Annotated in this window: 20 protein-coding genes; 17 read left to right on the forward strand and 3 right to left on the reverse strand. The window is 62.1% G+C overall.

Annotated elements, in window-relative coordinates:
- Positions 1-40: 40 nt before the first annotated feature.
- Positions 41-898, reverse strand: coding sequence for an MBL fold metallo-hydrolase (locus ACPJXG_RS10685; protein WP_425254205.1), 858 nt, complete (start codon positions 896-898; stop codon positions 41-43).
- Between the two features lie 175 nt (positions 899-1,073).
- Here ACPJXG_RS10685 and ACPJXG_RS10690 point away from each other — a divergent pair, with 175 nt between their 5' ends.
- Both ACPJXG_RS10690 and ACPJXG_RS10695 read left to right on the forward strand, forming a co-directional pair.
- Positions 1,074-1,310: a hypothetical protein gene (locus ACPJXG_RS10690; protein WP_070257673.1), complete on the forward strand. Its 237-nt coding sequence runs from the start codon at positions 1,074-1,076 to the stop codon at positions 1,308-1,310.
- A gap of 123 nt (positions 1,311-1,433) precedes the next feature.
- Positions 1,434-1,682, forward strand: coding sequence for a hypothetical protein (locus ACPJXG_RS10695; protein WP_035819905.1), 249 nt, complete (start codon positions 1,434-1,436; stop codon positions 1,680-1,682).
- An 87-nt stretch (positions 1,683-1,769) separates the two neighbouring features.
- Here ACPJXG_RS10695 and ACPJXG_RS10700 read toward each other — a convergent pair whose 3' ends face one another.
- Complete coding sequence (locus ACPJXG_RS10700) at positions 1,770-1,961, reverse strand: hypothetical protein (protein ID WP_425254206.1); 192 nt, start codon at positions 1,959-1,961, stop codon at positions 1,770-1,772.
- A gap of 50 nt (positions 1,962-2,011) precedes the next feature.
- Here ACPJXG_RS10700 and prpB point away from each other — a divergent pair, with 50 nt between their 5' ends.
- The 7 genes from prpB (at position 2,012) to ACPJXG_RS10735 (ending at position 13,014) form a co-directional block, all read left to right on the forward strand.
- Positions 2,012-2,899: a methylisocitrate lyase gene (gene prpB, locus ACPJXG_RS10705; protein WP_035819901.1), complete on the forward strand. Its 888-nt coding sequence runs from the start codon at positions 2,012-2,014 to the stop codon at positions 2,897-2,899.
- Positions 2,900-2,979: 80 nt separating this feature from the next.
- Positions 2,980-4,134, forward strand: a complete 1,155-nt coding sequence (gene prpC, locus ACPJXG_RS10710) for a bifunctional 2-methylcitrate synthase/citrate synthase (RefSeq protein WP_100873471.1) — start codon at positions 2,980-2,982, stop codon at positions 4,132-4,134.
- A gap of 23 nt (positions 4,135-4,157) precedes the next feature.
- Positions 4,158-6,752, forward strand: a complete 2,595-nt coding sequence (gene acnD / locus ACPJXG_RS10715; protein WP_425254734.1) for a Fe/S-dependent 2-methylisocitrate dehydratase AcnD — start codon at positions 4,158-4,160, stop codon at positions 6,750-6,752.
- Between the two features lie 114 nt (positions 6,753-6,866).
- Positions 6,867-8,057 (forward strand): 2-methylaconitate cis-trans isomerase PrpF, encoded by a 1,191-nt coding sequence (prpF, locus tag ACPJXG_RS10720; protein WP_425254207.1) that lies wholly within the window; start codon positions 6,867-6,869, stop codon positions 8,055-8,057.
- Between the two features lie 150 nt (positions 8,058-8,207).
- Complete coding sequence (locus ACPJXG_RS10725; protein ID WP_425254208.1) at positions 8,208-9,761, forward strand: MBOAT family O-acyltransferase; 1,554 nt, start codon at positions 8,208-8,210, stop codon at positions 9,759-9,761.
- 15 nt (positions 9,762-9,776) lie between these two features.
- A complete protein-coding gene (locus tag ACPJXG_RS10730) occupies positions 9,777-11,024 on the forward strand; it encodes a hypothetical protein (protein ID WP_425254209.1) in 1,248 nt (415 codons plus the stop codon).
- 103 nt (positions 11,025-11,127) lie between these two features.
- Positions 11,128-13,014, forward strand: a complete 1,887-nt coding sequence (locus ACPJXG_RS10735; RefSeq protein WP_425254210.1) for a propionate--CoA ligase — start codon at positions 11,128-11,130, stop codon at positions 13,012-13,014.
- A gap of 44 nt (positions 13,015-13,058) precedes the next feature.
- On the opposite strand, the gene ACPJXG_RS10740 is transcribed toward ACPJXG_RS10735, so the two are convergent.
- A complete protein-coding gene (locus tag ACPJXG_RS10740) occupies positions 13,059-13,772 on the reverse strand; it encodes a S24 family peptidase (RefSeq protein ID WP_219306836.1) in 714 nt (237 codons plus the stop codon).
- Positions 13,773-13,921: 149 nt separating this feature from the next.
- On the opposite strand from ACPJXG_RS10740, the gene ACPJXG_RS10745 reads away from it, so the two are divergent.
- The 8 genes from ACPJXG_RS10745 to ACPJXG_RS10780 all read left to right on the forward strand — a co-directional run bounded on the left by ACPJXG_RS10745 (position 13,922) and on the right by ACPJXG_RS10780 (position 25,026).
- A complete protein-coding gene (locus ACPJXG_RS10745; RefSeq protein ID WP_099400644.1) occupies positions 13,922-14,341 on the forward strand; it encodes a FeoC-like transcriptional regulator in 420 nt (139 codons plus the stop codon).
- Positions 14,342-14,359: 18 nt separating this feature from the next.
- The gene (locus ACPJXG_RS10750) at positions 14,360-14,902 is read left to right on the forward strand and encodes a hypothetical protein (RefSeq protein WP_278316303.1); all 543 of its coding nucleotides are present in this window, start codon (positions 14,360-14,362) and stop codon (positions 14,900-14,902) included.
- A 340-nt stretch (positions 14,903-15,242) separates the two neighbouring features.
- Positions 15,243-16,448, forward strand: a complete 1,206-nt coding sequence (locus tag ACPJXG_RS10755; protein ID WP_425254211.1) for a phage tail tube protein — start codon at positions 15,243-15,245, stop codon at positions 16,446-16,448.
- 73 nt (positions 16,449-16,521) lie between these two features.
- Entirely contained in the window at positions 16,522-16,965 is a 444-nt protein-coding gene (locus ACPJXG_RS10760; protein WP_099400647.1) for a hypothetical protein, read from the forward strand.
- Between the two features lie 104 nt (positions 16,966-17,069).
- A complete protein-coding gene (locus ACPJXG_RS10765; protein ID WP_425254735.1) occupies positions 17,070-17,309 on the forward strand; it encodes a phage tail assembly chaperone in 240 nt (79 codons plus the stop codon).
- 51 nt (positions 17,310-17,360) lie between these two features.
- Positions 17,361-22,001: a phage tail length tape measure family protein gene (locus ACPJXG_RS10770; RefSeq protein ID WP_425254212.1), complete on the forward strand. Its 4,641-nt coding sequence runs from the start codon at positions 17,361-17,363 to the stop codon at positions 21,999-22,001.
- Positions 21,998-23,467, forward strand: coding sequence for a hypothetical protein (locus ACPJXG_RS10775; RefSeq protein WP_425254213.1), 1,470 nt, complete (start codon positions 21,998-22,000; stop codon positions 23,465-23,467). Before ACPJXG_RS10770 ends, ACPJXG_RS10775 begins: the two co-directional genes overlap by 4 nt.
- Complete coding sequence (locus ACPJXG_RS10780; protein WP_425254214.1) at positions 23,464-25,026, forward strand: hypothetical protein; 1,563 nt, start codon at positions 23,464-23,466, stop codon at positions 25,024-25,026. The genes ACPJXG_RS10775 and ACPJXG_RS10780 overlap by 4 nt, the downstream gene beginning before the upstream one ends.
- Positions 25,027-25,225: the final 199 nt, after the last annotated feature.

The raw sequence follows: 25,225 nt of genomic DNA on the forward strand, positions 1-25,225 counted from the left end.
GCGTTTGACGCCATGTGAGCGGGAAGGACTACATGGCCAATCAGATCGCGTTCAGCGGTATTTTGAGGTAGCGCACGCCGTTGTCTTCCGGCTCGGGCAGCTTGCCCGCATTGATGTTGACCTGGATGGCGGGCAGGATCAAGGTCGGCATGTCGAGGGTGGCGTCGCGGCTGGTGCGCATGGCCACGAATTGTTCTTCCGTGATGCCGTCGCGCAAGTGGATGTTGCTGGCCCGTTGTTCGGCCACCGTCACTTCCCAGCGCGCCTCGCGGCCATTGGGCGGGTAGTCGTGGCACATGAACAGCCGTGTTTGCGGCGGCAGCGACAGCAGGCGTTGCGCGGAGCGGTACAAGAGGGAGGCCGAGCCGCCGGGAAAATCGCAGCGGGCCGAGCCTACGTCCGGCATGAACAGGGTGTCGCCGACGAAGACGGCGTCGCCGATCTGGTACGCCAGGTCGGCCGGCGTGTGGCCGGGCACGTGCAGGGCGCGTACTTCCAGCTTGCCAATATGAAACACCTGGTCGGGCGCGAACAGCTGGTCGAACTGCGAGCCGTCAGCCTTGGCGCCGTCCTGATGGTAGACGGCCGCGAACGCCTGCTGAACCGTCTGGATGGCGGCGCCGATGGCCACGTCGCCGCCCAGCTGCTGCTGCAGGTAGGGCGCGGCGGACAAGTGGTCGGCATGCGCGTGGGTTTCCAGCAGCCAGCGGCACTGCAAGCCGTGCTCGCGCACGAAGGCGATCACCTTGTCGGCCGAGGCGGTCGAGGTGCGGCCCGCCTTGGGGTCGTAGTCGAGCACGGAATCGATGATGGCGCAGTCGCGGCCATCGGCTTCGTAGACAACATAGGTGACGGTGGCGGTGGCGGGGTCGAAGAAAGCTTGGATTTGTGGAGTCATCACGGCGGCAGGGGGCGGGCAGGGAATAACATTATATCGTCAGAGTTCGTTCAAAAAATGTTGAAAACTGACATTTAACATGCGAAAAACAGATAAGCGAGGAGCCAGGCACGTGACTACCGTGCGCACCCTGTGTCTTGCCGCATGCTAACCTCATTCTTCCAAGGAGGAATTCATGAACGATATCACTGCACGCAGCGAACAGTACCGCGGTTTTACGATTTCCGTGACCCCGCAAAAGGATAACGACGATTTATGGGATTTTACCTACCGCTTGCAGCGCGAAGGTGAACCCGAGGCGCAGGCGATCACGCGCAGCCGCACCCTGGGCGGCTATGCGGCGCCCGAGACGGCTTGCACGGCTGGCCTGGAAGTGGCCAGGACGGAAGTGGATAATCTGCTGCGCCCTTGAGCGAGCGTAAATCGTTTAGCCCGAAACTGCGCCTGACTACGGCTGGCGCGTGAAACACGTCGCTGCCAGTCGCGCTTCATGCTACGATTTCCACTATTGAGTCAGTCACCAAGGAGGCACCCCATGGATAGCAGTTCTAAAATTCACTATAAAGGCTGGGAAATCGTTCCCCTGGCCGTGCCCACCACCGACGGCAAATGGTCGGCCAGTTGCGATATCGAACGCGCCACCGTGGAAGGCCTGGAAGTATTCGAAGGCTCGACCATGCAATTCGTGCGCGACGACGAGGAGGGCGCCATTGCCGCCGCCTGCGAGGAAGCCGTGCGCCAGATCGACAACATCATCGCCAATCCGCTGGTTAGGCTGGCCTAGTTTTAGCTCCTAATATCACTCTCAGCCGGCGCCCGCCGGCTTTTTTTTTATGCGCGCGCCCGGTGGCAGTCTCACCTGTTTCATGTTTCAGTGTTTCAAATGGAATGATTGAAACATATTTGAAACATCGTTGACCTCAATCGTGACATCGCTGTTCCCTTGCGTGACAGCGCGTGCAGCGCTGCTGCTTGGCCATTTCCCCTGGTTTTCACTGTGTCGTAGCGCATTTTTCGGGCCGGTGTGCGGTCCTGGCACGGCATTTGCAATACTGATGCTCATAGCCACTCCGTGAAACATTCGGGACCATCCGAAACCCATAAGGTGAACACATGACTCAATACTCCGCAGGTGCCGCATTCCGCAAGGCCGTCCAGGAAGAATCCCCGTTGCAAGTCGTCGGCGCCATCAACGCCAACCACGCCTTGCTGGCCAAGCGCGCCGGTTACAAGGCCATCTACCTGTCCGGCGGCGGCGTCGCGGCCGGCTCGCTGGGCTTGCCTGACCTGGGCATTTCCAGCCTGGACGATGTGCTGACCGACATCCGCCGCATCACCGACGTGTGCGACCTGCCGCTGCTGGTCGACGCCGACACGGGTTTCGGTTCGTCCGCATTCAACGTGGCGCGCACCGTGAAATCGATGATCAAGTTCGGCGCGGCCGGCCTGCACATCGAAGACCAGGTGGGCGCCAAGCGCTGCGGCCACCGTCCTGGCAAGGAAATCGTCAGCAAGGAAGAAATGGTCGACCGCATCAAGGCGGCCGTCGATGCGCGCACGGACCCGAACTTCGTCATCATGGCGCGCACCGATGCGCTGGCCGTCGATGGCCTGGAATCGGCTTTGGAACGCGCCGTCGCCTGCGTCGAAGCGGGCGCCGACATGATCTTCCCGGAAGCCATCACGGATCTGGACATGTACGCCACCTTCGCCAAGGCCGTCAACGTGCCTATCCTGGCCAACATCACGGAATTCGGTTCCACGCCGCTGTTCACCTTGGACGAATTGCGCAGCGCGCACGTGGGCCTGGCGCTGTATCCATTGTCCGCTTTCCGCGCCATGAACAAGGCGGCGGAAAACGTGTACCAGGCGCTGCGCCGCGACGGCACGCAAAAGAACGTCGTCGACACCATGCAGACGCGCATGGAGCTGTATGAATCGATCAATTACCACGACTTCGAGCAAAAGCTCGACGCGCTGTTCGCCGCGCAAAAGAAATAAGCAGAAATAAGCAAGAAGCAGGGGCCGCATGCCGGCCCCGCAGTGATGCAACCGAGACTAGTCAATTTTTGGAGAAATCAATGAACGCACCGCAAGCCGCCACTTTCAAGCCTAAAAAATCCGTCGCCCTGTCCGGCGTCACCGCCGGCAATACGGCGCTGTGCTCGGTCGGCAAGACCGGCAACGATTTGCATTACCGCGGCTATGACATCCTGGACGTGGCCGACAGCTGCGAGTTTGAGGAAATCGCCTACCTGCTGGTGCACGGCAAGCTGCCGACGTCCGCTGAATTGAAAGGCTACAAGGCCAAACTGAAATCCTTGCGCGGCTTGCCGTCGGCCGTGAAGCTGGCGCTGGAAGCGCTGCCGGCCGCCGCCCACCCGATGGACGTGATGCGCACGGGCGTGTCCGTGCTGGGCTGCACCTTGCCGGAAAAAGACGACCATAACGCGCCGGGCGCGCGCGACATCGCTGACCGCCTGATGGCGTCGTTCGGCTCCATGCTGCTGTACTGGTACCACTACAGCCATAATGGCAAGCGCATTGAAGTGGAAACGGACGACGACTCGATCGGCGGCCACTTCCTGCACCTGCTGCACGGCGAAAAACCGTCGGCGTCGTGGGAAAAGGCCATGCACACGTCCTTGATCCTGTACGCGGAACACGAATTCAATGCCTCGACCTTCACCAGCCGCGTGATCGCCGGCACGGGGTCGGACATCCACTCGGCCATCACGGGCGCCATCGGCGCGCTGCGCGGTCCGAAACACGGCGGCGCGAATGAAGTGGCGCTGGACATCCAGAAACGCTACGACAACCCGGACGAGGCGGAAGCCGATATCCGCGAGCGCGTCGCCAACAAGGAAGTGGTGATCGGTTTCGGCCACCCCGTCTACACGATTTCCGACCCGCGCAATGTGGTCATCAAGGAAGTGGCCCGTTCGCTGTCGCAGGAAGCCGGCTCCACGAAAATGTTCGACATCGCCGAGCGCCTGGAATCGGTCATGTGGGAAATCAAGAACATGTTCCCGAACCTGGATTGGTTCTCGGCCGTGTCGTACCACATGATGGGCGTGCCGACGGCGATGTTCACGCCGCTGTTCGTCATCTCGCGCACCTCGGGCTGGGCCGCCCACATCATCGAGCAGCGCATCGACAACAAGATTATCCGCCCGAGCGCCAACTATGTGGGCCCGGAAGACCTGGAATTCGTGCCGATCAAGGACCGCAAATAATGAGTACTGCATTGACTACCCCGATGAATACCCTGCACCGCAAGCCCTTGCCGGGCACCCAGCTAGACTACTTCGACACGCGCGCCGCCGTCGATGCGATCCAGCCAGGCGCCTACGCCACCTTGCCCTACACCTCGCGCGTACTGGCGGAAAACCTGGTGCGCCGCTGCGACCCGGCGACATTGAATGCTTCGCTGAGCCAGTTCATCGAACGCCGGCGCGACCTCGATTTCCCGTGGTTCCCCGCGCGCGTCGTCTGCCATGACATCCTGGGCCAGACGGCCCTGGTCGACCTGGCCGGCTTGCGCGACGCCATCGCGGCCCAGGGCGGCGACCCGGCCCTGGTCAACCCGGTGGTGCCGACGCAGCTGGTGGTCGACCATTCTCTGGCCGTCGAATGCGGTGGCTTCGACCCCGATGCCTTCGCCAAGAACCGCGCCATCGAAGACCGCCGCAACGAAGACCGTTTCGACTTCATCGACTGGACCAAGAAAGCCTTTAAAAACGTCGACGTGATCCCGCCGGGGAACGGCATCCTGCACCAGATTAACCTCGAGCGCATGTCGCCCGTGATCCAGGTGCAGAACGGCGTGGCCTATCCCGACACCCTGGTCGGCACGGATTCGCATACGCCGATGGTCGACGCGCTGGGCGTGATCGCCATCGGCGTGGGCGGCCTGGAAGCGGAAAGCGTGATGCTGGGCCGCGCCTCGTGGATGCGTTTGCCCGACATCATCGGCGTCAAGCTGACGGGCAAACCGCAGCCGGGCATCACGGCCACCGATACCGTGCTGGCGCTGACGGAGTTCCTGCGCAAGCAGAAGGTCGTCTCGTCCTACCTGGAATTTTTTGGCGAAGGCGCATCGCACCTGACCCTGGGCGACCGCGCCACGATTTCCAACATGGCGCCGGAATTTGGCGCCACGGCCGCCATGTTCTACATCGACGCGCAAACCATCAAGTATTTGAAACTGACGGGCCGCGACGACGAACTGGTGAAACTGGTGGAGCTGTACGCCAAAGAGACGGGCCTGTGGGCCGACAGCCTGGTCGACGCGCAGTACGAGCGCGTATTGACGTTTGACCTGTCGTCCGTGGTGCGCAATATCGCCGGGCCGTCGAATCCGCACAACCGCGTACCGACGTCGGAACTGGCCGCGCGCGGCATTTCCGGCGTGGTGGAAAACGAGCCGGGCAAGATGCCGGACGGCGCCGTCATCATCGCGGCCATTACCAGCTGCACCAACACGAACAACCCGCGCAACATGATCGCCGCCGGCCTGATCGCGCGCAATGCGAACCGCCTCGGTTTGACCCGTAAACCTTGGGTGAAATCGTCGCTGGCGCCCGGCTCGAAAACCGTGGAACTGTATCTGCAGGAAGCGGGCCTGATGCCGGAGCTCGAAACACTGGGCTTTGGCGTCGTGGCTTTCGCCTGCACTTCGTGCAACGGCATGTCGGGCGCGCTCGACCCCGTGATCCAGGATGAAGTGGTGTCGCGCGACCTGTACGCCACGGCTGTCCTGTCGGGCAACCGCAACTTCGACGGCCGCATCCACCCGTACGCGAAGCAGGCTTTCCTCGCCTCGCCGCCGCTGGTGGTGGCCTACGCGATCGCCGGCACCATCCGCTTCGATATCGAAAAGGATGTGCTGGGCCATGACGCGGACGGCAAGGCTATCCTGCTGAAGGATATCTGGCCGTCCGACGAGGAAATCGACGCCATCGTCGCGTCCAGCGTCAAGCCGGAGCAGTTCCGCAAGGTGTACATTCCGATGTTTGCCGCGCAGGCGGACGACGGCGTCAAGGTCAGCCCGCTGTACGACTGGCGTCCGCAGACGACGTATATTCGCCGTCCGCCGTACTGGGAAGGCGCGCTGGCTGGCGCGCGTCCATTGAAAGGCATGCGTCCGCTGGCCGTTTTGGGCGACAACATCACCACCGACCATTTGTCGCCATCGAACGCCATCATGCTCGATAGCGCGGCCGGCGAATACCTGGCGAAGATGGGTTTGCCGGAAGAAGACTTCAATTCCTACGCCACGCACCGGGGCGACCATCTGACGGCGCAGCGCGCCACGTTTGCCAACCCGACCCTGAAGAACGAGATGGTCATCGAGGATGGCAAGGTCAAAGCCGGTTCGCTCACGCGCATCGAGCCGGAAGGCACGATCTCGCGCATGTGGGAAGCCATCGAGGTGTACATGGAGCGCAAGCAGCCATTGATCATCATCGCCGGCGCCGACTATGGCCAGGGTTCCTCGCGCGACTGGGCCGCCAAGGGCGTGCGCCTGGCCGGCGTGGAAGCCATCGTGGCCGAAGGCTTCGAGCGCATCCACCGCACCAACCTGGTGGGCATGGGCGTGCTGCCGCTGGAATTCCTTCCCGGCGTGAACCGCAAGACGTTGGGCCTGGATGGCAGCGAAACCTATGACGTCGTCGGCGAGCGCACGCCGCGCTCCACCCTGACCCTCGTCATCCACCGCAAGAACGGCGAAACGGTGCAAGTGCCCGTCACCTGCCGCCTCGATACGGCGGAAGAGGTGTCGATTTACGAGGCCGGCGGCGTGCTGCAGCGGTTTGCGCAGGATTTCCTCGAGTCGTCGAAGGCAGCGTAGGGGTGATGTGATCGCACAATCCACCCCAAAGGCAAGGTCTGGGGTCGGACCCTCAGGGTCCGACCCCGGCATTTTGCCATTGGGTTTAATCAGTCATTCAACGCAGGAATTTCAATGACCCACACCCCCCAAATCAAAATCCCCGCCACCTATATGCGCGGCGGCACCAGCAAGGGCGTGTTCTTCCGCCTGCAGGATTTGCCCGCCAGCGCGCAAGTGCCGGGCGCCGCGCGCGATGCGCTGCTGCTGCGCGTGATCGGCAGCCCTGACCCGTACGGCAAGCAGATCGACGGCATGGGCGGCGCCACCTCGAGCACCAGCAAGACGGTGATCCTGGCGAAAAGCAGCAAGCTTGACCACGACGTCGACTACCTGTTCGGCCAGGTCTCCATCGACAAGCCGTTTGTCGACTGGAGCGGTAATTGCGGCAACCTGTCGGCCGCCGTCGGCTCGTTCGCCATCGCCAGTGGGCTGGTAGAGCCAGCGCGCGTGCCGGCAAACGGCATCGCCACGGTGCGCATCTGGCAAGCCAATATCGGCAAAACCATCATCGCCCACGTCCCCATGACCAACGGCGAAGTACAGGAAACGGGCGACTTCGAACTCGATGGCGTGACTTTCCCGGCCGCCGAAGTAAAACTGGAATTCCTTGATCCGGCCGCGGAGGAAGAGGGTGGCGGTGGCGCGATGTTCCCCACCGGCAACCTGGTCGACGACCTCGACGTGCCCGGCATCGGTGTTTTACAAGTCACGATGATCAACGCCGGCATCCCGACGATTTTTGTCGACGCGGACGCCATCGGCTACACGGGCACGGAACTGCAGGACGCCATCAATGGCGATCCGGCCGCGCTGGCCCGTTTCGAGACCATCCGCGCGCATGGCGCCCTGCGCATGGGTTTGATTTCCCACCTCGATGAAGCGGCGAAGCGCCAGCACACGCCGAAAGTGGCGTTTGTCGCCAAGCCGGCCGGCTATGTGTCATCGAGCGGCAAGCAGGTGGCAGCGGGCGATATCGACCTGCTGGTGCGCGCCCTGTCCATGGGTAAACTGCATCACGCCATGATGGGCACGGCCGCTGTGGCCATCGGCACGGCGGCGGCCATCCCCGGCACCCTGGTCAATCTGGCGGCCGGCGGCGGCCCCCGCAACTCGGTGCGCTTCGGCCACCCGTCCGGCACCCTGATGGTGGGCGCGGAAGCGGCGCTGGCCGATGGCGTGTGGAGCGTCACCAAGGCCATCATGAGCCGCAGCGCGCGCGTGCTGATGGAAGGCGTGGTGCGCATACCCGGCGACGCGTTTTAAAGCCAAACAGGCGAATGCGCATGCAGATCAGTTGATATTTCTGCTAGCAAAGAAACTGAGCGACAAGGAAAATGGGGGAGCGTCAGCCGCGATGCGCGTGAGCGTAGTGCAGGCGCTGGCGGCCTCCCATGCTTTCTGACTGGTGAACAGATGCTATTTAACTCCTACGTCTTCCTGTTTGCATATCTGCCCGTCACGCTGGCCGGTTTTTTCATCCTGGGACGACGCAGCCGCTTATGGGCCGCCGCCTGGCTGGCCGGCGCCTCGCTGTTTTTCTACGGCTGGTGGGACTACCGCTACCTGCCGCTGCTGCTCGGCTCCATCGGCTTCAATTACGGCTGCGCCACCGTGCTTGGGCCGGGACGCATCCGCCACCGCAAGGGCCTGTTGATCGCGGCCATCGCCGCCAACCTGGGCCTGCTCGCCTATTACAAATATGCGGGTTTCTTCGTTGCCAGCCTGGCGCAATTGCTGGCGCAGCCCATGCCCATCCTGCACGTGGTGCTGCCGATCGGGATTTCCTTTTTTACGTTTACCCAGATCGCCTTCCTGGTCGATACCTACCAGGGCAAGGTGCAGGAAAGCCGTTTTGTCCACTATCTGCTGTTCGTCACGTATTTCCCCCACCTGATCGCCGGCCCGGTGCTGCACCACAAGGAGATGATGCCGCAGTTTGCGGACCGGCGCATCTTCCTCCTTTCGGGCAGGAATGTGGCCATCGGCTCGACGATTTTCATTATCGGGCTGGCCAAGAAAGTACTGGTGGCCGATAACATCGGCCCGTACGCGGCGCCCTTATTCAGCGATCCGGCCGCGCCATCGCTGCTGGCCGCCTGGGGCGGGGTATTGGCGTACGCGTTTCAGCTGTACTTCGATTTCTCCGGCTATTCCGACATGGCCATCGGCTTGTCGAGATTATTTGGCGTGCGCCTGCCCTTGAACTTCGACTCGCCCTACAAAGCGCGCAATATCGCGCAATTCTGGCGCCGCTGGCACATGACCCTGTCGCGCTTCCTGCGCGATTACCTGTATATCCCGCTGGGCGGCAAGCGCTGCGGGCCCGTGCGTCGCTACCTGAACCTGATGATCACCATGGTGCTGGGCGGCCTGTGGCATGGCGCCGGGTGGAATTTCATCGTCTGGGGATTCCTGCACGGCGCTTATCTGGCCATTCACAAGGTCTGGAGCGAGGTTGCGCGGCGCCTGCATCTGCCGCTCGATAGCCGGGCGTGGAAGATCGTCGCCACCGTCATCACCTTTGCCGCCGTCTGCGTTGCCTGGGTCTTTTTCCGCGCACCGGACATGGCGACGTCATGGGCTATCCTGCAGGGCATGGCGGGTGGCAACGGCATTGCCATACCCGACGCGCTGGCCAGCCGCGTGCCTGCGCTGCAGCGCTTGCTGGAAACGGTGGGCGTGACGTTTTACCTGGGCGAAGGCTTCCAGTTCGTCAAAACCTGGACGTGGATAGGCATTGCGGCGCTGCTCGCCTTCGCCTTTCCGAACACGCAGCAGATCATGCGCCGCTGTACCCCAGCGCTGGATTTTCAGCGTGCCAGCACGGCAGGAGCGGCAGGTCCCCACATGGCGCGCCTGCTGACGTGGCGTGCTTCGCCGGCGTGGGCGACGGCCATCGCGCTGCTGGCGCTGGCGAGCATCCTGGCCCTGAACCAGCCCGCCGATTTTCTGTATTTCCAGTTTTGACGGAGAGCGCTGAAAATGAGCAGACCTTCTTATGCCCGTTATCTGTCCATCCTCACGCTGGTGTTGCTGTCTTGCGCTTGCCTGGTATGCGCCTTCGTGTACATCGTCGACCCCTACAATTTATATGGCGTGGCAAGGCGCGAAAACTTCAACGCCGTCAAACCTGGGCTGGAACGCTACCAGAGCCAGATCAAGCACGAACACGCGCTGCGCTTGCGGCCGCGCTTCATCATCCTGGGCAACTCGCGCGCCGAGATCGGCTTCGATCCGCGTGCCGCCGCATTTGGCGCAATGCGGGGCGCTGGCTACAACATGGGGATTCCCGGCACGGGGATGGCGACGGCCATCAGCCAGTTCGGGCAGCTGACCCAGGCTGGCATCAAGCCGGGGACGGTGATCGTGGGCCTTGAATTCATCGATTTTCTGAAGCCGGCCATCGCGCCGCCGGCGCGCACAGAGGCGCCGCCGGCGCGCACAGAGGCGCCGTCCAGCCATCTTCCTGGATTTTGGCGTTTCGACACCTTGTTTTCTCTGGCCTCGGTCAAGGACGCCTTGAAGACGCCGCTTATCCAGCATGACAGGGCGGCGTTCACCATCGAGCCAAGCGGCCTTAATCCCGCGCTGGACTATGGCGCGCATGCGGTCCGCGATGGCTATGACAAGGTATTCAGGCATCGGGCGCAGAAAAGCGCCGCCCGATTTGTCACCATGTCGAAAACCGATTTTGCTGACGGCGATTTTCAATCGCTGCACGACTTCTTGCAGGCGATGTCGGCCACGCAGGCCGATATCAAGCTGGTGATCTATCCCTACCACGCGCAGATGCTCACTTTGTTCGAAGGAGCAGGCCTGTGGCCCCTGTTCGAGGAGTGGAAACAGCAGCTGGTGCAGGAAGTGGCGGCAGTAAAGGAAAAGAACCCTTCCGCCAGCATCAGCGTGACCGATTTCAGCGGCTTTGGCCCTTACAACTGCGAGCCGATCCCCACGCAACAACAGCGCCACGCCAGCACGCGCTGGTACTGGGAAGCGGGGCACTTCAAGAAGGCACTGGGCGACATCGTCATGCAGCGCGTCATGACGCACAAGGACGGTGCGCCGGACGATGGCCAGTTCGGCATGCCGCTGACCAGCGCCACCTTGGCGGCGAATCGCGACAGGATTGCCGCCGAGCGCCGCGCCTGCGTGGCGGCGCAGCCAGCGATGTTCGCTTTCTCGAAAAAACTGTTTGAAAAATCGTTGGAGAGGGCATCCATACGCAGATAAAGGAAGAAAGACCCAGGTGGATGCTACACAAATAGTAAACATAACGTGGCCAGGCCAGTTCGCCCAAGCCCCGATACCAGATTGCACGCATACCGGAGGAGACATGAATTTCGCAGCATTTTATCAACGCTCGATCGACACGCCAGAGGCTTTCTGGCGCGAGGAAGCGGACAAGATCGACTGGAACACGCCGTTTTCGCAAGTGCTTGATTATTCGCGCCCACCGTTCGCCAAATGGTTCGTCGGCGGCACCACGAATTTGTGCCACAACGCCGTTGACCGCTGGGTGGACAGCCAGGGCGATGCCGCCGCGCTGATCGCCATTTCCACCGAAACGAACACGGAGCGCATCTACAGCTTTCGCGAACTGCAGCGAGAAGTGGAGCGCTGTGCCGCCATGTTGCTGTCGCTGGGCGTGGTCAAGGGCGACCGCGTCCTGATCTACATGCCGATGATCGCCGAGGCGGCGTTCGCCATGCTCGCTTGCGCCCGCATCGGCGCCGTGCATTCCGTGGTGTTCGGCGGCTTTGCCGCCAACAGCCTGGCCAGCCGCATCGACGATGCGCAGCCCAAGCTGGTGTTTTCCGCCGATGCCGGTTCGCGCAATGGCAAGGCGATTGCCTACAAGCCGCTGCTCGACGAAGCCATCCGCATCGCCGCGCACAAGCCGCGGCAGGTGCTGCTGGTCGACCGCCACCTGGTGCCGATGGAACTGACGCCGGGCCGTGACGTCGATTACGCGACACTGCGCGAGCGGCATCTGGATGCGCGGGTACCCGTCACCTGGCTCGAATCGAATGAACCGTCGTACGTGCTGTACACCTCGGGCACGACGGGCAAACCGAAGGGCGTGCAGCGCGACGTGGGCGGCTACGCGGTGGCGCTGGCGTCGTCTATGCAGTACAACTTCTGCGGCAAGCCCGGCGAAACCTTCTTCGCCACCTCGGATATCGGCTGGGTGGTGGGCCATTCCTACATCGTGTACGGACCGCTGATCGCCGGCATGGCCACCATCCTGTACGAGGGTTTGCCCACCTGTCCCGATGCTGGCATCTGGTGGAGCATCGTCGAGAAATACAAGGTCACGCGCATGTTCTCGGCGCCGACTGCCATCCGCGTGCTGCGCAAGCACCCGGTGGAACTGATGCGCAAATACGACCTGTCGTCATTGAAGGCGCTGTACCTGGCGGGCGAGCCGCTCGATGAAACCACCTCGCAATGGATCGCCGACGAACTGAAAGTGGACATCATCGACAACTACTGGCAGACGGAGACGGGCTGGCCGATTCTCTCGGTGGCGAAAGGCGTGGCCGACACGCCGACGCGCCTGGGCAGCCCCGGCCTGGCCATGTACGGCTACCAGGTCAGGCTGCTCAACGAAGCGACGGGCGAGGAGTGCGGCGCGAACGAGAAGGGCGTGCTGGTGCTGGAAGGCCCGCTGCCGCCCGGCTGCATGCAGACGGTGTACGGCGACGATGCGCGTTTCGTCGACACCTACTGGTCCACCTTCAGCGGCCGGCAAGTGTATTCCACGTTTGACTGGGGCGTGCGCGATGCGGATGGCTATTACTTTATTCTGGGCCGCACGGACGACGTGATCAACGTGGCCGGCCACCGCCTGGGCACGCGCGAAATCGAGGAAAGCATCACCAGCCATCCGAACGTGTCGGAAGTGGCGGTGGTAGGCGTGGAGGATAAGCTCAAAGGCCAGGTGGCGATGGCGTTCGTGATCCTGAAGAACCCGCAGGGTTTCGACAGCGTTGAAGCGAAAGCGGTGCTGGAGCGCGAAGTGATGGCCGTCGTCGACCGCCAGCTGGGCGCCGTGGCGCGGCCAGCGCGCGTGCTGTTCGTGGCGCAGCTGCCGAAAACGCGTTCGGGCAAGCTGCTGCGCCGTTCGATCCAGGCCATCTGCGAAGGGCGCAGCCCGGGCGACCTGACGTCGATGGATGATCCAGCCGCGCTGCAGCAGATCCAGGCAGCGCTGGCATAAGCGCCATGACGAGTGCGAAGTTTATCAATCGATAAACTTCGCGCTCAAATGCGGTCGCTTTCCTTGCGCACGACCCTGCCCACGATCAGGCATTCATTGCCGCGGCACAGCTTGCGGTGGTATTTGCGCTGGTCCGGGTTGTCCGACGTCAGCCACCATTCGCCGATATCGCGCGCCATGCGCTTGACCACCGGTTCGCCTTCATAGTTGATGGCGAATACCACGCCATCGGCCGGCCGGCTGTCGGCCGTATTGATGATCACCACGTCGTCCTCGTACAGGGCCGGCTCCATGCTTTCGCCCTTGACCTTGATCGCCACCAGTTTTTCAGGGTGGTAGCCATTGCGCTCGACCCAGCTGCGCGGCACGCTGATGGTGCTGCCGTCGTGCGTTTCCGGTTCGATGGCAAAGCCCGTGATGCCGGCCGACAGGCGCAGTTTCACCTTGCGGATCGGGTAAAAGCGCTCGTCCTCGCCATCTTCCACGATCACGGGCTGCGCGCCGGCCAGCGCGCGCGCGGCCATGGCCGCCTGGTCGGGCGCCGCGCCTTGGTCGAAGTACATGCTATCGAGCTGCAGGTCCGCTTCCAGCTTGCGCGCGATCTTTTCGCTGAAGGCACGGCCCTCGCGGTAGCTGGGCGAGAGGATTTGCGAGATGCGCGCCTCGCTCCAGCCGCTGACGTCGGAAATTTTCTTGCGCGTGTTGTCGTAGTGCTCGCGGATCAGGGCCAGCAGGCGATCGCGTCTGTATTGATACATATTCATCTCCACATTAAACCTGAAATTTACCGTTTGATAAATTACCAAATGCTTGACTTTAACATTAGCGATTGATAAAGTCCACTCGTTGCCTGTCGCAAACGCACTACAGCGTCTGCCGGTTGGCGACACCATGGGAGGTCAGGCAGATGTTGAACAGCAGTCAGTTGGTTGAAAGCAGGGCGGCGCCCCGGCAGGGGCGCCAGTTACAGGGACGCAGCAAGAAGTCGCAGCTGCACATCGCCCGCATCGCGCAGTACATCCGCGAGCAGGGCCAGGCCAGCGCGGCGCAGTTGTCCGCCTTGCTGGGACTCGATGCGGGCACCATGAGCCGCTATTTGCGCCACATGTGCGGCATGGGGCAGATCCATCTGGCGCAGCGCCATTGCACGGAGCCGGGACGCCAGCGGCCTGCCCTGTACGCACTGGGCGAACAGGATGACGAGGTCGATGGCTGGGCCGAACTGCCGCCGCAAGTGCGCCGCACGGCCAGCTGGGCGCGCGGCATGGCCAGCCGCGATCCGCTGGTGGCGGCCCTGTTTGGCCCGGCACAGAATAACAACGATTAGTATCAACGAGGAGAAATCATGGGGTTTGCAGAAAAATTCATCGCATCGCTGTCGTCGCAGAATCTGCGCGACGATGCCGTCCACCACGACCTGGATGTCATCGCGGCGGCCGCGCTGGCCGGCGACATGGGCGCCTTGCTGTGCCGCGTCAAGTATGCGGACGGCACCATCAGCCGCCTGTTCGAAGGCAATGCCGGCAATCTCGCGCAGTTGCTGCGCGCCTGGACGGCGGCCGTGACGCAGAAGGGCCGCGCGCGACGCTGGGTCAAGGCGAACACGGCCTGGGATGCGCAGGCCGCCAATACCTTGTACCGCCGCGTGGCCGAAGCGTCGCTCGCGCATTGGCTCGACAGCAAATGCAAGGTCTGCCACGGCACGGGCGTCGTCGCCGCCATGCAGGCCGGCGCGCCTGTCGTTTGCAAGGCGTGCCACGGTGGCGGCGAAGCGGCCATCAGCTGTTCCGGCGGCTTCGAGCTCGAACGCATCAAGGATATGGTGAGCGAACTGGAAGGCATCTTCCAGTCGCACAGCGCCCGCGCCATGCGCCGCCTCGGTCACTGACAAAAATTTTGCAATATGCCCGGCACTGAAAAAAACGCCCCTACAATAGAGTCTCGATCACGCAGCAACAGCAACACAGCCAATACCGCAGTACACCACATGCTTCTCCACTCGTAATAGACGCGCTTTCGGCGCGACACCGATAGGGGAACTCAGCGCAGAGAACGGCCTTCATGGCCCCTTCGCCCACTATCCATCCGGCATGGCCTCGCGCCATCCGGACGCCAGCCCGCCGCCTCGCCGCGTGCGGGTTTTTCATATGTCTTCCCGATTATTCGCAGTTCCTTCCCCAAGACCGCCGCTGGCGGTCTTTTTTTATCCCACGAAAGGTTTTACAACTATGGCATCGACAGCAAACGGCATCGACAGCGTGATCGTCATCAGCAAACAAAGCGCCGAAGGCAGCAAGGCCGCCGCCGGCGGCGGCCAGATTTATCCCCGCGTCACGGCCACCTTCGACACGGAAGCGGACAAATACGCGAGCGCCGAAATCGACGCCAGCCAGCAGCAGGGAGATACCCGCCTGGGCAACTTCCGCACCACGGGCGCCATCAAGGCCGAAGCGGCGTGCGGCACGTATGCACCGCTGATGGCTGCGCTGCTGCGCCGCGACTTCACGGCGGGCGGCGTCGCTGCCGCGCAAACCACCATCGCCGCTGCCGCCTCCGGCCTGACGCGCAGCGCCGGTTCCTGGCTGGCGGAAGGTTTCCGCGCCGGCAGCGTCGTGCGCATCACCGGCATGACGGCGCCGGCCGCCGCCAACAACGCGAAGAACTTCTTCGTCACGTCGGTGACGGCCACCAACCTGAATGGCCAGTTCATGGACGGTTCGGCCATGATCATCAAGGCGGCCGGCGACTCGGTCGGCGTGGCGGCGGTCGGCAAGCGCAGTTTTACCCCGTTGACCGGTCATACCACCGACTGGTTCACGGCCGAAGTGCAGGACCCGAAGATCGGCGTGCACCGCAGCTTCGTCGATCAATTGGTCAGCAAGATGGACATCGCCGTGCAGCCGAACGGCATCACCAGCCTGGACTTCACCCTGATGGGCAAGTCGGAAGGCCCGACCACGGCCGTGCCGCATTTCGCCGCTCCCCTGGCTGCACTGGGCACAGGCAAATTCTCGGGCGCCACGGCGATGCTGTCGGTGAACGGCATCCCGTCGCAGATTTGCACCGGCATGTCCGTCTCGCTCGACGGCCAGGTCAAGGTCGACCCGGTGATCGGCTCGAAGTACGCCACGGCCGCCTCGCGCGGCAAGGTGATGGGCTCGGGCCAGTTCACGGTGCTGCTGCAGGATGCCACCTACCTCGACTACTTCAAGTCCGAGACGGAAATCCCGCTGGCCTACGCCATGGCGTCGGGCACGGCGGCGACCGCCGACGTGCTGGCGCTGGCCATGGGCCGCATCAAGATCACCTCGGCCAAGATCGACGACGGCGAGAAAAACAAGATCGTCACCTGCGCCTTCGACGTCCTGCGCTACAAGGGCGCCGACGCGCAGCACGAAGCGACCACCCTGACCATTCAGGATAGCGCGCTGTAAGCGGCTAGCGTCTGCATAGGGGCCGCCGCGATGGCGGCCTTTTTACTTTTACTTCATCCAGAAAGCATCACACATGAACAACGCACAAAAAATCCAGGCAGGTTTCGACATCGGTAACATCCACGCGGCTGCCACGCCCGTCACCTTCGACGTGCCCGTCATCTTCGATGCGGACGGCGAAGCGGTGGCCGGCCTGACCATCGTCGGCAAGAACAGCGAACAATACCGCGTCGCCAACAACGCCGTGCGCGCCGAAGGCTACAAGAAGTCGGCACGTCGCAAGACGGCCATCGACGCCTCCACCGACGAAGGCGCGGAACTGCTGGTGCAAGCCATTGACGGTAACCAGAAACGCCTGGCACTGTCCGTGGTCACGGGCTGGTATGGCTTCACGAGCAACGGCGCACCCGTGCCGCTCGATCCGGCGCTGCTGGAAGCGGCCTTTGAAAAATACCCGACCTGGCAGGAAAAAGTGACCACCGCGCTGGAAAACGAGTCGAATTTTTTGAAACTCTGACGGCCAGCCTGCTGCGCTACGCCGGGCACCAGTTCGAGCGCGGCGCGCGAGCGGCCGATGGCCATGCCAAGGGCGAGCATATCGATGCCGCCCGGCGCCATCCGCTGTACCGCGCGCCACCCGAAGAGGCGACGCCGCCCATGCCGTTCGAGCTGGCCCACGTGTGGGAATGGTTCGCGCAATTGAACCGCAAGCGGCAGAACGGCATGGCCGTCAATCCCATCGCCAGCACGGAAATCCTCGCCTGGCAGGCGCGCCACGCCATCGCCATCGAGCCGTTCGAGCACCAGTTGCTGGATCAGCTCGACGCGCTGTTCCTGTCGCACCAGCATGCGGCGGGCTGACCCGCATTTTCCAACCCGGCCGCCATGCGCGGCTTTTTTTATGGGCCAACCATGCCAGAGATAACGGAAATACTCATTGTTGTGAATACTGCGGAGGTAAGGGCGGGTACGCAAGCAGTAAACGACCTGGCCGCCGCCAGCGGCGAGGCTGGGCAGCAGGTCCAGGATGTCAACGCCAGGATGCGCGATTCCGAGCAAGTCATGCGCGCACAGGCCGAAGCGGCTCGCGCAGCGGCAGACGCATCCAGAGTACTTGGTGATGAAAGTAGCGACGCTTCGGATGCCTTGTTCAAGGGCATGACTGCGGTCGAAGGCTTTGCCAGGGCATCGCTGAAGATTGGCGAAGGCGGCATGCATGCCGACGTCGGAAAAATCAAGGATGGCCTTGGAGAGCTGGCGAACGTATCCGGCTTGACGGAATTGGCAGTCACTCGTCTGGGCGCGGGGCCGGTGCTGGCGCTGCAAATGCTCGGGGAGGCTGCCGCATTTGCAGCGAATGCCTATGTGAAGGGACAAAAGGAGTCGGATAATTTTTCCAGGGCAATGCTGCTGACAGGCAACGCGGCCGGCATCACGGAAGGGCAGTTCAATGCCATGGTCAAGTCGGTTGCCGATCTTAACAATGTAGGCATGGGCGAGGCGCGCGTAGCCTTGCAAACGCTGCTGGAAACGGGAGAGTTTACTGGCGAGGCCTTGCTGTCGGTTGGGGCCGCCGCCGTGAAAACGGCACAGATTACAAACAAGCCAGCAGGGGAGGTTGCCGCGAACTTTGCCACAATGGCTGGAGGTGTTGTCAGCTGGGTCGATACCCATGCCGAGGTGTATCGAACGCTGGATGCCAGCCAGTACAGACATATCAAGACGCTAGTGGAGGAAGGCAAGACCCAGGAAGCGATGATCGCGACGGCGAAGAGTTACAACGAGGAGCTGAAAAAACGCGGCGAAAACCTGAGCATTGTTGGTACGGCGATGCGGGCTATAAAGACCCTCTGGTCGAATGGCGAAGATAGCGTCAATGGCATGGGCCACAGAACCGTAACGGAAGAGAAGATCGTGCAACTCGATCTGGAGGTCAATTCAGCCAAAGTTACCGGCCATGCCAGCATGGGTACGCATGAAGGCATGGGCATGAGTGGCAAGGAACTGCAGCGCTATCTTGAGCAGAAAGCAAAGGAGCGCCAGGTGCTGGTGGCCAGGCTCTCCCAAGAGAAAAATGTTGCGGATGCACAGCGTGGAGTTCAAGAAAAAAATCATGCTGAAAAAGAAGCACAGAAAGGTATTGACGCAACCAGGGCGCGCTATGCCAGGAGAATTAACGAGGAGGCTGCAGCAATTGATCAATACAACAAAAACGTTGCCACGCTAAATGGAACGCCACTGGCGGTTCCCCTTGCTGAGCAGGAAAAGATGCGTGCCAATATTCGCGCTGCATACAAGGTTGCGCCGCCTCCGCCCGCATTTGGTTCCGATGACAGCGAAGCACGGCGTGCCGGGCAATTGCAAGCCATTCAAAATGAGTTGCGCTTGAAAACGGATGCTTATGACCAGCTCGCCAAACTCGATGAGTTGCGCCGCAAGGGAGGGGCCTTAAGCGAAGAGCAATATTTTGAAAGTCGCAAAAACGCCATTCGCGAGCGGGGCAAGGCGGAAGTGGATGCCTACCAGAAGCAGATCGATGTGTTGAGCGCCTTTCAGCCGAAAATGCCGCAGGCGATTCAGGAAAACAGGAACAAGATCGCCGAAGCTGGCGCCGCCAAAGAGCGGGTGGAACCGAAGATGCAGGCCGAGTTGGCACAGGTGAATGAAATCGCACGCCAGCAGTCTGCCGAGACTCTGAAAAAGCAGGAAGAGGATGCGAAGGCGCAAAAGGCCAAGGACCGCGCAGATGCCAAGGCGGCCGATGAGCAGCAGTGGAAAGAGGCAGCCGACGGCGCCAAAGCCTTGGGTGATGCGCTGGAAAAGGCGTTCGGCAAGGTGGGCGGCACGATAGGCAAGGTGACTTCCGCGCTGGTTGACCACAAGAAGGCCCAGCAGGATATTCAACGGACCCTGGCGAATGCGAAGGAGGATGCGAAGGGGGATGAACCAGCGAAAATCGCTGCGAAATCGAAAGCGCAGCTCGATTCCACGCAAGCCCAGATGAAAGGTTACAGCGACATGGCTGGCGCGGCGGCAGGCTTCTTCGACGAGCAAAGTGCTGGCTACAAAGCCTTGACCACGGTATCGCAGGTGTTCCATGCGGCGGAAGTGGCCATGACTCTGGCCGAACTGGTGCCAAAGGGAATCAGCGCAGTGCTGAGCCAAGGATCGGGCGACCCTTATACCGCATTTGGCCGCATGGCGGCCATGGCGGCGATCGTGGCAGGCCTGGGCGTGGCGATTGGTGGTGGAGGCAGCGGTAATGTCGATGTCGCCAAGGAGCGCCAGAAGGCAAACGGCACCGGCACGGTGCTGGGTGACTCATCCGCCAAAAGCGATTCGATCGCGCGCAGCCTGGCCATCATGGAAAAAAATTCCGGGTTGGGCCTGGCGCATACCATTTCAATGGATAACTCGCTGCGCAAGCTCGCTGCCGGTATCGGCAATCTGGCCAATCTGCTGGCACGCGAATCCGTGGCCACGGGAGCGGGCGGAGCTGCTGCAAGTGTGCAGACCGGAACCAAGGTCCTGGGAGGCACGATGGGCGTTCTGGCGGGTACTTCTGCTGGTGGCTTGGGTGGTGCCATGCTGGGTACCTATCTGGGCATGGGCATGGCGGCGATTGGTGGCCCCATCGGACTGGTGCTCGGCAGTGTGGTGGGCGCGGTGTTGGGCAGCGTTGTTTCCAAACTGTTCAATACCTCCAAGACGGTGGTCGATCAGGGGATTACCGGCAAGGCCATGAGCCTGGGCCAGATCGAGGATATCGGTTTTACCGCCCAATCGTATGCTGATGTCAATACCAAGAAGAAAGCATTGGGTTTTACCTATAGCAATAAGAACAAGACGGAGACGGCAGCAATGTCCGATGACGTCAATCAGCAGTTCACGATGATTATCGTCAGCATGGGCAATGCCATTCGTGGCGCCGCCAACGTCATGGGCGTGGCTGGCGGAGATTTCAATGCACGGATGGACAGTTTCAAGGTCGATCTGGGCAAGATCAGTTTGAAAGGCCTGTCGGCCGAGGATCAGCAGAAAACACTGGAAACGGCATTTTCCGCACTGGGCGACAAGATGGCTGATGCCGGCGTTGTCGGCTTGCGCGATTTCGCCAAGATAGGTGAAGGTGCGTTTGAAACACTAAACCGCATCGCCAATGATTTCCAACAAGTTAGCGATGTCCTGTTTGTATTGGGAAAATCTTTCGGCGTCACGGGGATGGCAGCGGTAAAGCTGAGCGAAGACTTGATCGATACTGCCGGTGGCCTGGAAAAGTTGACCAGCAGCACCTCGTATTTTTACGAAAATTTCCTGACTGAAGCCGAAAGAATGGCGCCGATCACCAAGTCGGTGAATGACGCCATGGGCAAGCTGAGCTTGGGCGGCGTGACGACGATGGATGGCTTCAAGGCTGCCGTACTGTCCGCTGCTGATGGCGTGGCCATCGGAAAAGAAGGGTCGGCTGAATTGTATGTGGCCCTGTTGTCCTTGGCCGAGCCGTTCAAAAAGGCGGCCGACTATGCCGCCGATCTGGCCGCCGTCACGGGCGAACTGGCTGAAGTGAGCAAGACGGCCAGCGATATCGCCAGCGAACGGCGGGACTTACAACAGCAGTTGAATCAGCTGACGAAAACTGAAGCGCAGTTGCTGGCCGCGCAGCGCGCCGGCGTCGCTGATGCCAATCGCGGATTGTTCGACCAGATCCAGGCCGTCAAAGCGGTGACCAGCGCGAAGGATGCGCTGGCCAAGGCCTACGAGACGGAATCGGCGGCTGCCAAGTCGGCGCTGGAGAAGTCGAAATCGTGGGTGGCGATCTTGAACGGGCTCAATGCCAGCATGGCGCTGGGCGCACAGTCGACGCTCACGCCGGAGCAAAAGTACGCCGAGGCGCGGGCGCAGTTCGAGAAGACCCTGGTGGCCGCAAATGCCGGCGACACGACTGCGCAATCAGGATTGTCCGCCGCCGAGCAGGCGTTTCTGACGGCGTCGCAAGTGGTCAACGCCTCCGACGCCCGCTATGCGGCCGATTACGCCCGCGTGGTGGAAGCGAACAAGGAAGCGTTGAAATGGGCGGCCGCGCAGGTCGACGTGCAGCAGGCCAGCCTGGATGCGCTCAATGCCCAGGTATCGGGCTTGATCACCATTAACGACAGCGTGCTGACGGTGGCGCAGGCCATCGCCGGCCTGCGGGCGGCGATGGGCGGTGCGGCGGACCTGGGCGTGAAACTGAATAATCCTCCCGTGGTCGCCGCGCTTGCCGCGATCATTTCTCCCGTGACAGCGGCGGTCTTCGACCCCGTGCGCTACTCGTCGGCGGCGAACGTCGGCTCCGACGTACTGGTGGCCGAAATCCGCGGCCTGCGCGAAGACAACCAGGCCATGCGCGTGGAGCTGGAAGGCTTGCGCGCCGACCAGCGGGCGCAAACGGGTGCCACTATTCAGGCCACCTTTGAATCGAACGCCAATGCCGCCAGGACGGTGGTCGATGGCGTGGACAAATCGTCCCGGGCATCCGCCTGGGCCAATGCAGTGAAAGGAGAATACGCATGACCGATGCGCAATTTCAGGAATGGCTGCAAAGCCCGTCGGCCATCCGCATGGTGCTGATCGAGGCGCAGGTGAATGTGGCCGGCAGCGAGGTGACGCGGTATATCGCTTCACGGCCCTACGTGACCGGGCCGCTTGAGGTGCCGGCGAATACCGCGTACCAGCCGCTGGCCAAGGGCGGCCTGGCCTTCACGGAACAGGTCAGCCTGTCCGGCGAGGCGGGGTTGTCGGGCGGCGATATCGAACTTGATAACGCCGATGGCGCGCTCGATGGCTGGCTGGACGACGTTTGGATGAACCGGCCGCTCAAGGCCTGGGCCGGCGATGCATCGTGGCCACGCGCCGACTTCCGGCTGGTCTTCGACGGCATCATCGCCGACGTGGCTAGTGCGGGGCGCGAGTCGGTCAACCTGGTACTGCGCGACAAGCTGCAGCGCCTGAATACGCCGATTTCCGAGGCGAAGCTGGGTGGCACGACGCCGAACAAGGACGCCATCCTGCCGATACCCTTCGGCGAGTGCCACAACGTGACGCCCTTGCTGACCAATCCCGCCACTTTGGAGTACGGTTTTCTTGGCGCGGTCGAATCGACGTTTGAAGTGCGCACCAACGGCAAGCCGATTGCTGTGGCCTTGAATAACCAGGCGGGTCGCTTCAACCTGACTACCGATCCGTTTTCCACCACGATCACGGCCAGCGTGCAGGGTGACAAGGGCGGCGGCTATGCGCCGCGCATCGCGCCGCTGGTGCAGCGCATCGCCACGGCCTATGGCAAGGCAGCCGACCGTTTTACCCTGGCTGACCTGGACTTGGACAACCTGACCGCTTTCGATGCGTCCCACCCGCAACCGGTGGGGTTGTATGTAGCGGATCGCACGAACCAGGCGCAGGCGATTCAGCAACTGGCGGCCAGCGTGGGCGCCCAGGCGATCATGTCGCGCACCGGCCAGTTGCGCCTGGTGCAGATCGCGTTGCCGGCCGCCGGCGTGCCTGTGGCGATCGGTCCGGAGCAGATGCGCGAACGCTCGCTGCGTCCCGCGCAGCGCCTGCCGGTGACGGCCGCCGTGAAGATCGGCTTCGACCGGAACTACACGCTGCAGGCGGGCCTGACGACCAGCATTCCGCCCGCGCATGCGGATTTGTACGCCACTGAATGGCTGACGGAGACGGTGGTTGACACGGCGGTGCGCACGCGTTACCGCCTGTCTGATGATCCGGTGCAGATCGATACGTGCCTCAAGACGCGGGCCGATGCCCGCGCGGAAGCGCAGCGGCGCCTGGCCATGAACAAGGTACCGCGCACCATTTACGAATTTGATGGAGAGCCCGAGATGATGATGCTGGAACTGGGACAGCCCGTACAACTGCGCGCTGAACGCTTTGGCCTGCAGGACGGCGTGCCGGGCGTGGTGGTGATGCTGTCGCGTTTCTGGCTGACGGGCAGAGTGACGGTGGGGGTGCTGGTATGAGCGCCATCGTGGGGGAGCGCGATACCCTGCTGCAGGCGACGGCCGAGCGCTTCAGCACGACGGCCGATGGCAAGGCGATCCTGATGTCCGCCAGTACGCCCGTCTTCCGCGTCGATAGCGCGGGCGCGGGCACGCCCGGCTTGATCGCCATCACCGCCAAGCCGGTCAATGTGGTGGGCGATATCGTCTTTTCCGTCTCCGCCGGCACGGCGTTGCGGGTCAACGGCAACGTGGCGACTGTCGATTTTACCGGCATGACTACCGATACGGCGCTGGTACAGGCGCGTATCCGTGAATTTGGGGTCGACTACATCGCCAACTACATGGTCAGCAAGGTCTTCGACGGCGTCGCTGGCGAGACGGGCCTGGCCGGCCTGAACACGGGACAGGCCTTCGCCTACAAGCGCGCTGCCGCTGCGCCAGCCGATTCGCCGGGCGACGTGATTTTTACTTTTTCTACCGCCGCCATCACGACGCCGGCCGGCAACGATCTGGCGAATGGCTGGTCGAAGAATATCCCGTCCGGCACGGCGCCGCTGTACGTGCGCGTGGCCGCCGCCAGTTCGCGCAATGCGACAGACAATATCGCCGCCAATGAATGGTCGGCGGCGGTGCAGCTGGCCAAGGATGGCACCGACGGCTTGAACGTGGCGCCTGTGCGCATCTACCAGCGCGGCGCGACCAATATCGCGCCGGCATTACCGAGTGCGGCATGCACGTTCACGTTTGCCACCGGTGCACTGACGGGCCTGAACAACGGCTGGTCGGCCCAGGTGCCGTCGGCGGGCGGCGCGTATCTGTTCACATCGGGCGCCACGGCCGCGTCGCGCACAGCGATCGACGACATCGCCCCGGCCGAATGGGCGGCCGCCTCGCGCCTGGCCGCCGATGGCGCCACCGGCCAGCGCGGCACGGTGACGGTGACGGCGCCCGGCTATTCGGCCTGGTCGGATGCCTCGGCTGTGTATGAACTGGGACGTGCGGGCTATGGCGCGCCGATGAACCGCGATATCGTCACGTTGTATGACGCGACGCATGCGGTGACGAAGTTCTTTGTCGATGGTGCCTGGATGGTGCTGGGTACGGTGTTGAATGGCAGCCTGCTGGTCGATGGGACTGTGGCGGCGAAGGCGATTGTGGGTGACACGCTTGGCGCCATCAGGGCGAACCTGGGGAGTGTGGTTGCTGGCGACTTATACGGTACGACACTGCATGGTGGCTCAGGATATCCGACCAGTGCATACGCCTGGCCTAGCAATGGTGGCACGGGGTTTCACCTGAGCTCGCAGGGGCTATTGATTGGGAACCGCTATGTGCCAGGAGGTTACATTCAGCTGTCGAGTACGGGCCTTTTGGATATGCCCGGGCTCACAGTGACGCCTGGAACGGCGGCATCTCCGCCAGTTGCGAGGTTTTCTGGTGAACTCGTGGCGGCGACCGGAACGATTGGCCTGCTGCGCAGTCGTACGTCTGGTGGGCGTGTTGAGATTTCGGGAGAAAAGATCACGGTCTTTGATGATGCAAATCAGCCGCGGGTAATTATCGGGAGGCTGGACTAATGCTAACAGGTTTAAGGTGCCTTGATGCACAGGGAAATGTCACATTAGATATTAATGATCGAGCAACACGATTGCTGGGCACGGTGCAGACAATTTCGGATGCTGGTGGAAGTATTTCAGTACCTGAATTTGCTACAGGAACGCCTTGGGTTGTTTGCCAGCCAATAGCATTCCCTACTTGGAGTATCTATTACCATCC

It is taken from the genome of Janthinobacterium sp. NFX145 (assembly GCF_049810325.1).
GTDB lineage: Bacteria > Pseudomonadota > Gammaproteobacteria > Burkholderiales > Burkholderiaceae_D > Janthinobacterium > Janthinobacterium rivuli.